The sequence below is a fragment of the Natronorubrum texcoconense genome, assembly GCF_900100335.1.
In the GTDB taxonomy this organism is placed as follows: domain Archaea; phylum Halobacteriota; class Halobacteria; order Halobacteriales; family Natrialbaceae; genus Natronorubrum; species Natronorubrum texcoconense.
Genome location: NZ_FNFE01000002.1, coordinates 282,492 through 295,502, shown reverse-complemented (window position 1 = coordinate 295,502; position 13,011 = coordinate 282,492). Strand labels below are relative to the sequence as shown.

Annotated in this window: 13 protein-coding genes; 7 read left to right on the top strand and 6 right to left on the bottom strand. The window is 66.5% G+C overall.

What is annotated here, in order from left to right:
* The first annotated feature begins 47 nt into the window (after positions 1–47).
* Entirely contained in the window at positions 48–326 is a 279-nt protein-coding gene (locus BLT08_RS07695; RefSeq protein WP_006089374.1) for a UPF0058 family protein, read from the top strand.
* Between the two features lie 48 nt (positions 327–374).
* Positions 375–3,143 carry a DUF7527 domain-containing protein gene (locus BLT08_RS07690; RefSeq protein WP_090304612.1) on the top strand — a complete coding sequence of 923 codons (2,769 nt, stop codon included), beginning with the start codon at positions 375–377 and terminating at the stop codon, positions 3,141–3,143.
* Between the two features lie 289 nt (positions 3,144–3,432).
* On the opposite strand, the gene BLT08_RS07685 is transcribed toward BLT08_RS07690, so the two are convergent.
* Positions 3,433–3,738, bottom strand: a complete 306-nt coding sequence (locus tag BLT08_RS07685) for a hypothetical protein (protein ID WP_008163294.1) — start codon at positions 3,736–3,738, stop codon at positions 3,433–3,435.
* Between the two features lie 402 nt (positions 3,739–4,140).
* Here BLT08_RS07685 and BLT08_RS07675 point away from each other — a divergent pair, with 402 nt between their 5' ends.
* From BLT08_RS07675 to BLT08_RS07665, 3 genes are all read left to right on the top strand, one after another.
* Positions 4,141–5,511 (top strand): adenylosuccinate synthase, encoded by a 1,371-nt coding sequence (locus tag BLT08_RS07675; RefSeq protein WP_090304608.1) that lies wholly within the window; start codon positions 4,141–4,143, stop codon positions 5,509–5,511.
* Between the two features lie 78 nt (positions 5,512–5,589).
* The gene (locus BLT08_RS07670) at positions 5,590–5,805 is read left to right on the top strand and encodes a methytransferase partner Trm112 (RefSeq protein WP_090304605.1); all 216 of its coding nucleotides are present in this window, start codon (positions 5,590–5,592) and stop codon (positions 5,803–5,805) included.
* A gap of 15 nt (positions 5,806–5,820) precedes the next feature.
* A complete protein-coding gene (locus tag BLT08_RS07665; RefSeq protein ID WP_090304603.1) occupies positions 5,821–6,396 on the top strand; it encodes a DUF7524 family protein in 576 nt (191 codons plus the stop codon).
* Between the two features lie 15 nt (positions 6,397–6,411).
* Here BLT08_RS07665 and BLT08_RS07660 read toward each other — a convergent pair whose 3' ends face one another.
* The 5 genes from BLT08_RS07660 to BLT08_RS07640 all read right to left on the bottom strand — a co-directional run bounded on the left by BLT08_RS07660 (position 6,412) and on the right by BLT08_RS07640 (position 11,238).
* The gene (locus BLT08_RS07660; RefSeq protein ID WP_175529260.1) at positions 6,412–7,596 is read right to left on the bottom strand and encodes a DR2241 family protein; all 1,185 of its coding nucleotides are present in this window, start codon (positions 7,594–7,596) and stop codon (positions 6,412–6,414) included.
* 3 nt (positions 7,597–7,599) lie between these two features.
* Positions 7,600–8,511 carry a CbiX/SirB N-terminal domain-containing protein gene (locus tag BLT08_RS07655; protein WP_090304600.1) on the bottom strand — a complete coding sequence of 304 codons (912 nt, stop codon included), beginning with the start codon at positions 8,509–8,511 and terminating at the stop codon, positions 7,600–7,602.
* A gap of 106 nt (positions 8,512–8,617) precedes the next feature.
* Positions 8,618–8,971: a BsuPI-related putative proteinase inhibitor gene (locus BLT08_RS07650; protein ID WP_090304597.1), complete on the bottom strand. Its 354-nt coding sequence runs from the start codon at positions 8,969–8,971 to the stop codon at positions 8,618–8,620.
* Positions 8,972–9,032: 61 nt separating this feature from the next.
* Positions 9,033–9,854, bottom strand: a complete 822-nt coding sequence (locus BLT08_RS07645) for an NAD(+)/NADH kinase (RefSeq protein WP_090304595.1) — start codon at positions 9,852–9,854, stop codon at positions 9,033–9,035.
* A 73-nt stretch (positions 9,855–9,927) separates the two neighbouring features.
* A complete protein-coding gene (locus BLT08_RS07640; protein WP_090304593.1) occupies positions 9,928–11,238 on the bottom strand; it encodes a M28 family peptidase in 1,311 nt (436 codons plus the stop codon).
* 141 nt (positions 11,239–11,379) lie between these two features.
* On the opposite strand from BLT08_RS07640, the gene BLT08_RS07635 reads away from it, so the two are divergent.
* Positions 11,380–12,444 carry a polyprenyl synthetase family protein gene (locus BLT08_RS07635; RefSeq protein WP_090304591.1) on the top strand — a complete coding sequence of 355 codons (1,065 nt, stop codon included), beginning with the start codon at positions 11,380–11,382 and terminating at the stop codon, positions 12,442–12,444.
* Between the two features lie 168 nt (positions 12,445–12,612).
* A complete protein-coding gene (locus tag BLT08_RS07630; RefSeq protein WP_090304589.1) occupies positions 12,613–13,008 on the top strand; it encodes a DUF7541 family protein in 396 nt (131 codons plus the stop codon).
* Positions 13,009–13,011 lie beyond the last annotated feature (3 nt).

The window sequence follows — 13,011 nt, the reverse complement described above, 5'->3', positions numbered from 1 at the left end:
CCGGGTTGCACACAACGTTTATGCCGAAACCGTTCGTACGGGCGTCCATGCATAAAGACGAACTCCTCGAGCTCCACGAAGAACTCGTCGTCATTATGGAGTACTTCTCCCAGCGGGAGGACGTCGACGAGGCGCTCTTCGAGCCGTACCACCAGCTCGACGTCGACCCCTCGCACGTCCACAAATCGAAGAGCGAACACAAACACGCGGTCTTCGTGCTCGGCAACGCCCTCGCGAAGGGGATGAGCGAGGACGAGTTCTCGAGCGCGGGCCGGATCGGTAAGCGGATGAAGGAGCTCGCCGAGGACGCCGAGTCAAAAATATAGACAGTATCTAGGCGAAACGTATTTAGTGCGGTTCTCGCTTGTTGACGTATGGACTCGCGCACGCAAGAGCGCGCCGAACAATGGGACTCTCGCCCGTTCAGTGGCGGTTACGACGGTCTTACTGATCTCGCTGCTTCTGAGTTCTCGGGAGCCGTCGCTGCCGCCGGAACGTGGCTGTTCATGCTCAACGGCCGCATCGTCGGCGTCGTCGACGGCACGATCGAGGACTTCGAGACCGCCTCCGGGACCGTCTACGAGGCCCCACACCCCTCTCTCCCCCTGCTCTGTGCGATGGAAACACAGGGCGGCGAGACGAGAGCGAAGTACTACACCAACGAGACGCCGCTCCGGGAGGTCGACGGGACGCTCCAGGAGGGTTCGTTCACCGGCTACGTCGAACTGAGCGAGAACGTGCTCAGCGGCGACTACTACGCGGTCTACTACGGCGGCCGTCGAATGGCAGCTGCCTACATCGGCAACGCCGAACGGCTGCTCACCGGCGACGAGGCGTTCGACCGAGCCGACGACGAGGTCGGAATCTACGAGGTCCGCGACGTCGATATCGACGTGACGGACGTGCCGGGGACGGCTGGTGCCGACGCCGACGAGAGTGCCGGGACGACTACTACCGCGTCTCCCACCGACGCCGACTCCGCATCGACGGACGTCTCGGGCGCCGATCCCGCACCGGAAACAGCATCGGATGCCGACTCCGCTTCGGAGGCGCTAACGGGTACCGAACCCGGTACGGGCCCCGACACCCACGCCGAACCGTCGGCGGACCCGACGGAGTCCGCTATCGAATCGATCGACATCTCGGGGTCGGAGCCGACCACGACGGCCGACGAGACGACCACCAACTCGCTGATCGACGACGTCGCGTTCGACGACGTGACTGGCGAGTCGTCGGCTCCCGAGGAGACCGGCGAGCCGTCGGGGATCACCACGGCCGATGAGTCGGCGCTGGACGCATCCTCGAGCGGCATCACCGCGCCGGAGTCCGAACCCGACGCGTCGAGCGAAGACTCCCTCGACGCGGGAACCGACTCGAGTGTGGAGACCGAACCGAGCACCGGGTTCGACTCGAGCGGAACCGCACCCGACGAGTCGGTGTCGACCTCGTTCGACGAAGCCGCGACGGAGTCGCCGGAGACCGACTCGGAACCCGTCGACTCGCCGACGGAGTCGGTATCGTCAGCGCGGGCGGGAGAGGCGGCGGCGGACCGGACCGTCGTACCGGATGCAGCGTCGGAGTCGATCGACGAAGGGACGGACGCCGACGAACAGCCGTCGTCGGCCGAGTCGGACACTAGCGAACGCACCAGCCCCGACCTCGCGGAGGTGGAGGCGGCCGCGGAACAGCTGGATCAGAACGATATCTCCTGGACCGAGGACGACGTCGACTCGGCCGACGACGCGTCCGAGGAATCGGAACCGGCTGAGCCGACCGAGTCGGCGGACGGACCGAATGCTGAATCGAAACAGCAGGCGGATCCGGAGGACGAACGCTTCGAGGAGGAAGCGCAGTGGCGCGAAACGCGCAGCATTCCGTCGATCGACCCCGACAACAGCCAGTCGACCGACGCGAAACGGGAGTCGACCGCGGGCCGTGGAGCGAGCGCGCGAACGAGTGCAAGCGGTCGCGGCCGGTCCGACTCGTCGACCGGCGAATCGGAGAGCAGTGCTCGCGAGACGTCCGCGTCGACCGACGACTCGAGTGCGAGCTCATCCTCGCGCTCGACGTCGAACGGATCGAGCCAACAGCACGGCGCTCAGCAGCGACAGTCAGGGGAAACGAGTACCGAGTCCGGCTCGAACCGCGGAATCACGAGCGCTACCGGCACCGAACAGCAACAGCGAATCGCCACGCTCACCCAACAACTCGAGACGCTGCAGGAGCAACGCGACGCGCTCGTGACGAAAGCCGAGGAGCTCGAGACCGAACGCGATCAACTCCGGTCGGAGAACCAGGAGCTGACCTCGACGGTCGACCGACTCCAGAGCCGGATCAAGGAGCTCGAAGCCGAACTGCAACGCGCTCGCGAGTCGGCGGCTACCACCGGCACGGGATCGGACACGCCGGCAGCGAGCACGCAGCTCCCACCCCAACGGGCGTTAGCCGAGACGAACCTCTTCGTCAGGTACGGCTCGAAGAGCCAGCCGACCCTGGAGACGGCTCACGACGGCGATGCCGACAAAGCAGAGGTGGCCTCGAACCTGCAACTCGAGCACCACACCAGCTTCGACGCGGCCGACGTGGCCGTCGACGGCGATCCCTACGAGGAGTTCCTGTCGGCCACCATGGAGTACCGGTTCGTCGACTGGCTGACCGAGACGGTCCTCTACGAGATCCGGGATACGGGCAACGGCGACGCGCTGGGCGACCTCTACGACGCGATTCCGCGTATCGACCGCGCGGAACTGGGCGCGTCGATCTCGCTCGCGGACGACGAGACCGAAGACGTCCCCGACGAGGTAACGTTCGACGTCGTCGCGTTCGACAAGATGGGGAACCCGCTCGTCGTCGCGAATCTGAACGACTCGCGCGATCCCGCGACGCAGGGGATGCTCGAGGAGATGGAGGAAGCCGCCTCGGCGGTCAAGGCCAACTACCCGGACCTCGCGGCGTCGGTCGTCGTCACCTCGAGTTACTTCGAACCCGGCGCGCTCGAAGTGGCGGACCAGGCGACGAGCGGCGGATTCCTCAGTCGCGGCTCGAAGCTGAGTTACGTCAACCTCTCGCGAAAGGAGGGGTATCACCTCTGTCTGGTCGAGTCGCGCTCCGAAGGGTTCCACATGAACGTTCCCGAACTCTAAGTTCGGCGCCTCGCTTTTGTTCGGTACGCCGTGCGCGTCCCCGTCGTTCGTCGTCTCAGGCGTGTCTAGGGGGACCTCGTCTGTGAAGCCGGTCGGTCCGAGATGCGTCTCGAGGACGATACAAAAGCGCCAGAACAGCAGTTATCCGCCGGCTGTCGACCGACGTCGGTCGAACGAGGACGGGCGGCAGCGGCGATAGTCTGCGATTCGATTCGGCGGGGACTGGTCCCCCGTACCCCAGGACGGCTCGAGAGCCGCTGTCGGTCTCGAGTCAGACGAGTGGGGGAGGTTAGCCTTCGATCTCGGCGACGTCTTCGATCTTCATGCCGTCGAGTTTGTCCATAATGTCGTCGAGCTTGCCGTCGAGCTCGTCGACGAACTCCGCCGTTCGCTCGGTCTTGATCGCACCCTGGCTGGAGGGCTCGATGAGGTTCTCCTCCTCGAGGACGCGCAGCGAGTAGCGGACCTTGTGGTGGGGGTAGCCAGTCTCGTTCGACATCTTGACGATCCCGATCGGTTCGTTTTCGATAACCATCTTCAGGACCTGCAGATGTCGTTCCAACATATCGACTTCTTTCTCAAGTCGGTCTATCATGGCATTTGTTAACTTGTCGTTGGGCCTTTTAAAAGTTACTCCTGCCGATTCGGCGGCCCACTGTCAACTCGATGTTCGTTCCTGTCAGTAGTTAACGCTTCCGTTCACGGAGAGACTGGCCGCACGATTCGCGGTCGAATCGCCACCCGTCGTCGGGACCGATGATGTTCGGCGACGAATTGCTTGAGGGATGGGGAGGCTCGGAGTTCGCTCGAGCGCGGCCGCATTTCCGCCGATCGTTTCGGGTCGTTCGGGGAAAGTGGTCACCGAATCGGTCGACATCGAGACGAGGGTATCGTCGGTCTCGAGGGGCGAACGTATCCACGACCGTGTATATCTCGACGCGTTAGACCCGGCCATACCGTAATCTGTTTATCGGCCGGGCAAGAACCCGTCGCTGTTATGACCGTCACAATCGTCGGGTCGCAACTCGGCGACGAAGGCAAGGGTGGAGTCGTCGACCTCTACGGCGACGCCGCCGACGTCGTCGCCCGCTATCAGGGCGGCGACAACGCTGGACATACCGTCGTGGACGACGGTGAGAAGTACAAACTATCGCTCGTGCCGTCGGGCGCCGTCCGGGGGAAGGTCGGCGTCCTCGGGAACGGCTGCGTCGTCAACCCCGAGACGCTGTTCGACGAGATCGACACGCTCCGCGACCGGGGACTCGAACCCGATGTGCGCGTGGCCGAACGCGCACACGTCATCCTCCCCTACCACCGGGCCCTCGACGGCATCGAGGAAGAAAAGAAGGAAGATCTCGCGGCCGGAACGACCAAACGCGGTATCGGTCCGACCTACGAGGACAAGGCCGGCCGCCGCGGCGTCCGGATCGGCGACCTGCTCGACCCCGAGGTCCTGCGCGAGCGCCTCGAGTACGTCGTGCCCCAGAAGAAGGCCCTCGCCGAGGACGTCTTCGGCAAGGAGACCGGCGAGGAGTTCGACATCGACCACCTCTACGAGACCTACCGCGAGTACGGCGAACGACTCGCCGAGGAGAACATGACCGTGGACTGCGGGACCTTCCTCCAGGAGCACATCGACGACGGCGACAACGTCATGCTCGAGGGTGCGCAGGGAACGTCGCTCGACATCGACCACGGGGTCTACCCCTACGTCACCTCCTCGAACCCGACGTCGGGCGGTGCGACCGTCGGCACCGGCCTCGGACCGACCGTCGTCGGAAAGGGAGAAGTCGTCGGCATCGTCAAGGCCTACCTCTCGCGGGTGGGCACCGGCCCGCTCCCGACCGAACTCGGCGGCGTCGAGGATCAGACGCCGAACTACGACGGTGCGGAGGGAGCGGACGACGCAGAAGAGGAACTCGCGACGTACATTCGCGACGAGGGCGGCGAGTACGGCACCGTCACCGGCCGACCGCGCCGCGTCGGGTGGCTCGACATGCCGATGCTCCGTCACGCGGCCCGCGCGAACGGCTTTACGGGGCTCGCAATCAATCACATCGACGTGCTGGCCGGACTGGACGAGGTGAAAGTCGGCCACTCCTACGAGTTCGACGGAGAGGAGATCTTCACGATGCCCCCGACAACCGAGCAGTGGGGCCGCTGTGAGGCGACGTTCCGAACGTTCGACGGCTGGCCGGAGGTCGACTGGGCCGAAGTCGCCGCGGAGGGGTACGACGCCGTCCCCGAGAACGCTCGAACCTACCTCGAGTACGTCAGCGACGAACTCGACACGCCGATCTACGCGATCGGCGTCGGTCCCGGCCGCGAGGAGACCGTCATCGTCGAGAATCCGTACGAATCGGCCTAACGCCCCGGAGTCGGGACCGCCACTCGCACTCCGACGCGTTCCCGAAACCTTTTGCTGCATGCGGCCAGCCTACGTACTATGAAGGAGTCGCTGCTGGAGATCCTCTGCTGTCCGCTCGACAAACACGATCTGGAACTCGAGGACGCCGAATACGCGACCGACGACGACGGCGACGAGACCGACGAAATCGTCGCCGGCGTCCTCGTCTGTAGCGAGTGTGGCGAACGGTACCCGATCGAGGACGGGATCCCGAACCTGCTGCCGCCGGATATGCGCGAGGAGACCCCGGCCTGAGCGGCCCGATTCACGATGTCTCGAGAGGTCACCGTCCACGTCAATCGCGGGTCCGCAGATTCGCTCGAGACAGCCGTCGGTACCCTCGAGACGCGAGAGTCGTTCGGTCTGCTTCTCGAGAGCCACGGCCCGCCCGCACACGTCCACTGTCGGCTCGGCGGCGACCTCGAGCGGATCGCGTCGCTCGAGACATCGAACTACTACGTCGAATCGGAGGGTGAAACGTACGTTCCCGTCCACGTCGCGTCCGAGGCGATCGATCGCCCGGTCGAAGGCACCCTCGAAGTGCTGACCGGCTACGGCTCGGAGTCGCTGTCGATCCCCGTCGTCGCGAAACCGGCGCCGGGCGAAGTCGACGTCGACGACTCGCTCGCCGAGCCCGCCCAGCGGGAGCCGGAGCCGAGCGCCCTCGAGCGCGCGGTCACCGCGACCGGTCTCGAGCCGGCGACGCTCGTCGTCGTCGCGCTCGGCATCGTCGCCGTCGCAATCGCGACGACGACGGCAGCCGCGATCGGCGGGCCGCTCGCCATGGTCGGCGTCGGAATCGTCGCGATCGGGTTCTGCGTCGCGGTCGCCTTGCTGGTTCTGTAACGCGGCTCGAGTCGGTTAGTCGTCCCGTCGTTCTCGAGCCTCGAGGCTCCCTTCTTCGTCGAATCGCTTCGCTCGGAGGTATCGCGCGCGAAAGCGGTTCGCACCGTCGTTGACGTCCGCTTCGCGGATCTCGTCGGTTCGGCCTTCCGCGACGGCGTCGATCAGCTCCGCGAGCTGGTTGAACTCGCTGGTGGTCAACTCGAGTTCGTAGCTGTGCTCCTGTTCGGACTCGAGGATGGTCCACTTGCGGGCGGCGGCGACGACGAGCGAGCAGGGCTCCCGGCAGGGGAAGGTCCCGTCGCCGCCGTCGACGTCGAGGTCGTCGCCCTCCTCGTACTGCCACTCGCGACGGCGAAGACACTGCGAGTCGACGCAACACGCTTCGGCCATCCAGTCGACGGCCTCGCGGGGGAGTTCGTCGATCACGTCGTAGATGCCGGTCTGACGCTCGGCGGTCTCGAGCCAGTGGTCGATGTCCAGTGCACCCCGCTGCTCCCGGTGCCAGTTGGCGACCGTTGCGGGGTAGAAGAACTCGACAGTCTCGACGAGTTCCGAACCAGAGAGCCCGGTAAAGGCCCAGCCCGAGACGAGCGTGGGTGCGGTCTTCAGCGGCCGGTAGCGACCGTCCTCGTCGTAGGTCGCGATCTCGCGGGCGTCGAGGGGGTCGTCGTAGACCTCGAGGTCGGTGAGATCGGTGTCGGCGTCGTCGACGTGCCAGCAGTCGTAGACTCGGTCGCCCGCGGGCTCGTCGACGTCGTCGACCAGCCGGGCCGTGATGCAGAGCTGTCCCCACTCGCGGTCGACCCCATCGCGCAGGGCGTCGTACCGCAGCGGAACGGCGAGCGACTCGTCGTCGGCTGACGTGACTCTCGCGTCCGTGTCCTCGCCGCCCACGTGGTCGTCGGCATCGGTCCCACCGTCCTCGAGCGGCGCGCGTTCACACCACCGGAGGAACGCGCGTCGAGCGGTGCCCTCGCCGCCGACCGACTGCTGCCAGTAGTGCCAGTTCGTGACGTACTCCGCGATCGGCTCGATCGCCTGCTCGAGGTCGTCCTCGTCGAGCCCCGTTCGGACGCCGTCCGGCGTCGCGAGGATGTAGGCACCGTCCTCGCGGCTGATTCGAAGCCCGTCGCAGTCGATCCCCGACTCGGTGTCGACGGCGTCGAGCAGCGACTGAAATTCGGCTGCCGTCACCGACACGCGTCAGTCCCCCGCCTCTGCGCCCGGCTCCGATCCGGCGTCGCGATCCGTCTCGCTCGAGAGCGTTACCTCGTCGCGAACGGCCTCGAGTGCGCCGCCGATGTCGGCTCCGGCGTCCGCCGCGCGCTCTAAGAGGACGTCGGCCATCAGCCCCTCGGTGCCGACCGCGCCGGCGTACCAGATGCGGTGGCCGTCGACGTCCGCGGGGACGTCCCAGCCGAGGCGGTAATCCTCGGTCAGTCCCATATCCTCGGGGATGTCCTCCTGGGTGTGGTAGCCGTCGGCGATGAACAGCGGGACGACGACGATATCCTCGCTTTCGAAAAAGTCCGTGACGTCGTCAACCTCGGGCTCTTCGTCCATGAACAGCGCCTCGACCTCGTCGAACCGATCCATCTCGCGGATCCGGTCGGTGTGGTACTCGACGGCCTTCGCCGAGTTCTCGTTGCGCTCGGTGCCGTGGCCGACGACCGCCAGCCCGACGCCCTCGCCGACGTTCGGATCCTCGGTGACGGACTCGGCGCGCTGGACGATGACGTCCGTCATCGCGTCGTGCGTGCCGGCCGGGCCGCAGTAGTGGATCGTTTTCCCGACGTCGTCGGCCTCGAGCGTCGCCTGCGAGGCGTCCGTTCCGTCGGAGTCCCAGCGGTCCGGATCCCACTCCTCGAGTCGGAGCTCGCGGGGGATCACCTGCTCGGTGAAGTAGCCCTCGCTGATGAACAGTGGAACGACGAACACCTCGTCGGACTCGAGGGTTCGAATCACCTCGCGAAAGTGCGGTTCTTCCTTCCAGAACGCCTCGCGAACCTCGTCGAACGCGCCCGTCTCGCGGACGGTATCCGCGTGGGCGTAGGTAGGGTTGGAGGCGTCCGGATTCAGGTGCGAGCCGTGCGCCGCGATAACCAGCGCTTGCATGGTCGCCCGTTAGGATGGGGACGGTTTAGCAACTTCGCTGTCGGCCCTCGTCGCCGCCTCCTCGGATCGTCTCCTCGCGTGCTCTGGGACTCGTCGTTTCGCGTGCCTACGCTGACACGGCGAAGTCGGTTCGCGCCGCACACACCTGCTCCCGGGCCTGTAATTCGGCGCGAACGATGTAGCCGCCCGGCTGCGGAGCCGTCCACTCGGCCTCGTAGGTCTCCGCCGCTCCCGCCTCGAGTCGATCCGTGCTGAGCATCTGTGCGAACATCCGGCCCTCGCTGAACCGCCAGACCTCGCGGCCGTCCTCTTCCACGACGAACTCCGCCTTGCAGGCGTCCGAGAACTGCAGATCGACCGACTCCGGCCCCCTGTTGATAACGGTAAACGCGAACGTTACCAGTTCAGATTCGCCGTCCGGTCCCGAGACGTCCGCTTCGAGCCGTCCCTCGAGTGACATAGCCGCGGCTTCGGGGCGAACCCGGATAGGTCTTTTCGGAACTCGTGTGCGCACTCGAGCGCTACTCCCCGTTCGTGCTCACACCGTCATCCGAGACAACGAACGTCGAAAGCGCACCGTCGACGCCGAGGCGAACCCGCGAGCCGACGCCGACCGTCCGGACGGATCGATCGTCGACGACCAAGGTCACGTCCCCCTCGTCGCGCTCGACCGTGAGCGCGACCTCGTCGTCGGGGAGCACCCACCGTCGCGTCCGCGTCGCAAAGGGGGCGATCGGCGAGACGACGACCGCGTCGATACTCGAGGCGAGGTGCGGGGCCTCGAGCGCGCTGCTGTAGCCGTAACTGCCCGCCGGCGTCGCGACGACGACGCCGTCGGCACGAAACGTCGAGACGGATTCGCCGCGACTCTCGACGCCGTACTCGGAGATCCGCGCCGGTTCGTCGGTGACGAGCGTCACGTCGAACAGCGCGCGCTCGCGGGTGCAGTTACTCCCGTCGTCGTCCGCGCTCCGGGTGTCGTCTGCGCTCTCGTCGTCTTCGATCTCGATCCCCAGCACCGAGTGGCGACGAACGGTAGCATCCCCCTCGAGGACGGCCTCGAGCGCGGCCGGAGCCCGGACCGCGGAGACGGTGTCGATCCCGTCCACGTCGCCGATCGGTAAGACGGGAACGCCGGGGTGGGCGCGAGCGACGGCCGAGAGGTCGGTTTCGCCCGCGGTCACCAACAGGGACGGCTCGGCGGCGAGGACGGTCTCGAGGTCGCCGCGGACGGTCGTCGCGCCGCGGTCGCTCGCGGCCGGTTCGACGTCCGACGGCGTCGCTGTCCTCGAGTCGACGATACCGACGACCGGCTGCTCGGCTCCCGACCACGCGGCGTCCATGCCGTGGCGTTGGCGCGGATCGGAGAAAAGCGTGGGGTTAGCCGTCCGTGTTGCCCTCCTCCTCGACCGCCCCCTACTCGTCGTAGGGCCAGTCGCCCGTAATTCGGATCCCCTCTGCAAGCCCCTGGTCCTCGAGGGCTGCCGCGATCTCCTCGGGTGCCCGGTGCTCGACGGTCACGTTCTCGCGCGCGAGGTGGACGACGAGGTCAGTCAGCAGGATGGCTTGCTCCCGGAACGTCCGCTGCTCGAGTTTCTCGAACGTGTCGGCGAAGGTGTGGCCCCAGCCGCGGCCGACGTCGTCGGAGGTCGACTTGACGTGGTAGCCGGGGACGCCCCACCGGACGAACGGCCAGTGGTCGCTGTGGGGCCCCATCTTCGGCACCGTCTCGATCGGGTGACCGTAGCGCTCGGCGATCTCGGTCGCCGCTGCCTCGAGTTCGTCGAAGCCGTGGGTCGTCACGGAGAGCGTTCGATCGCGGACCACGCCGTCGCTGTTGACGATCGCTGCGATCGTCTCGTGGTCAGTCGTCTCGGCGTGGTACGAGGAGCCGACCAGGCCGACCTCCTCCGCGCCGTAGGCGACGAACTCGACGCGCGTCTCGAGCTCGGCCTCCCGGTTTGCGAGCGCGTTCGCGAGTTCCACGACCATCGCGGTGCCGGCGCCGTTGTCGAGTGCGCCCTCCGCGATGTCGTGGGCGTCGACGTGGCTCGTCACGAGCACGCGCTCGTCGGTGTCGGGTCCGAGCTCGGCGTGGACGTTCTGGCTCTCCGCCGGGTGGATCTCCGCCTCGACCGTGAGTTCGATCTCGTCGCCGTCGAAGCGCCGAGCCAGTCGCGCGCCGACCTCGCTCGAGACGCCGACGGCCGGAATCTCGCCGATCGGTTCGTCGTCCGTTCCGACGCTCCCGGTCGGTGGCAGACAGCCCGCGACGTGGTTGCGGTAGACGAAGCCGACGGCTCCGTTCTCGACGGCGTGGTAGTACTTCTCCCGGCGGTGGAGGTACCGATCGTAGTGGTCCGGAATGTCGCTGCGGACCATGACGACGCTCCCCTCGAGGTCGCGGTCCTCGAAATCCTCGGGCAGGCCGTAGCCGAGGTCGACCAGCGGTGCGGTGACGCGGTCGGCCGGACTGCGCGGCAGCGCGATACACTCCTGGGTCGTCTCGCGGGCGGTGATCGAACTCTCACCACGCGTCCACCCCTGAACGTCGAACGACTCGAGGCGGACGTTTCGCGCCCCGGCCTCGACTAACGCGTCGCGCGTCAGTTCGGCGGCCTCGCGCTCGCCGTCGCTGCCAGCCATTCGGTTGCCGATATCGACCAGTCGCTCGAGGTGGTCCCAGCCGACGTCGCTCGTGAAGACGTCGCCGATCCAGTTGCTCATACTCGAGCGGTGAACGTACGCGTGGGTAACTGTACCGTTCGCGGAACTGTTCTATCGGGAGAACGTTCCGTGTTGACATGCTTTCGATACTGACAGGTGGAACTGGGAATCTTTTTGAGTCCCCTCCCTCTCGAGTCGAGTATGCGGGAGACGCTTGCCGACTGGCGGCCGGCCATCGACGAGGCGATCGCCGACCTGGTCCCACGCGAAATCGACGCCGACTACCTCGAGTCGTTCTTCGGCGCCCCCACCTACGAGTACGATCCGACCGGCATTCAGCGGGCCCTCTCGACGCCGCTGTGGGAGCTGCTCGATCGGGGCGGGAAACGCTGGCGCGCGGTGCTCTTTCTCGTCTTCGTCGAGGGCTTCGGCGAGGATCCGGCGGAGTACGTCCACTACGCCTGCATCCCGGAGATCCTCCACAACGGGACGATCATCGTCGACGACGTCGAGGATGGAGCCACGATCCGGCGGGGCGAACGCGCGTTGCACCACCTCTACGGGCAGGATATCGCACTCAACGCCGGTAACGCGCTGTACTTCCTGCCGCTGAAGGTGTTGACCGAGAACCCCGCCGACCTCTCGGCGGAGCAACGCCTCGCGGCCTACGAGATGCTGATGTGCGAACTCAACCGGACCCACCTCGGCCAGGGGATGGACATCTGCTGGCACAACGAACGCGACGTTCGGATCACGCCCGAGCAGTACCTCGAGATGTGCGCGTGCAAGACCGGCTGTCTCGCCCGGATCGTCGCCCGACTCGCGGCGATCGTCACCGACCAGCCCGACGAGGTCGAAGAAGCCGTCGCGGCGTACGCCGAACTGACCGCCGTCGCCTTCCAGATCGGCGACGACATCTTGGACGTCGAACACTCGCTGGGCCGGGCCGGCGACTTCGGCAAGGAGTTCGGCAACGACATCCGCGAGGGCAAGCAGACGCTGCTGGTCATCCACGCGATCCAGGAGAGCGACCCCGAACAGGCCCAACGACTCCAGGACATTCTCAGCGCCGACGAGAACACCGACGAGGAGATCACCGAAGCCCTCGCGATCATCGAGGACGCCGGCAGCCTCGAGTACGCCCGCGAGCACGCCCTCGGGCTCGCGGCGCAGGCCCGCGAGCGGATCGACGGTCTCGAGTTCGACGAGGAGACGACCCGAAAGCTCCGCGAGTTCACCGAGTTCGTCGTCGACCGCGAGGACTGACGGCGGCCAGCAACGGATCGTCCGGTGGCGACGAACCGTCCAGCAGCGACGACACTTCCGGCGGCGACGAACCGCTGCTGCATCGACGAACCGTCACGGGTCGATCACAGTCACGGGACCTGACGCCGAGCCCTAGCTACTACTTGTCGGACGTGGTAGCCGTCGCCAGTGACGGCCGATCACTCGAGTGCGAACGACCGAGAGCGGACCACGGCGAGCCCGTGGCCCGTCCTTATCGCGGTCGGACTCGTCCTCTCGGAGGTCGGCATCGTCGTCGATCTCTTCCCGATCGCCGTCGGCGGGCTCGTGCTGTTCGCCGCGAGCGTCGCCGGCATACTGGCCGAATCGAGCCACGTCTCGAGCCCGTGGCCGCTCGTGATCGGGTTCGGCGTGCTGTTCGTCGCCGCAGGATCGGCGCTCTACGCGCTGGGAACCGGCGCGGTCGCCGTCCCCGTGGCCGACGGACTCGTCGGACTCGCGAGTCGCGGTCTCGCCATCGCCGTCGCCGGCGTCGTGATCGTCGTCGGAAGCGCGATCCTCCGCTCTCGAAGCCGAATCCACTGATCG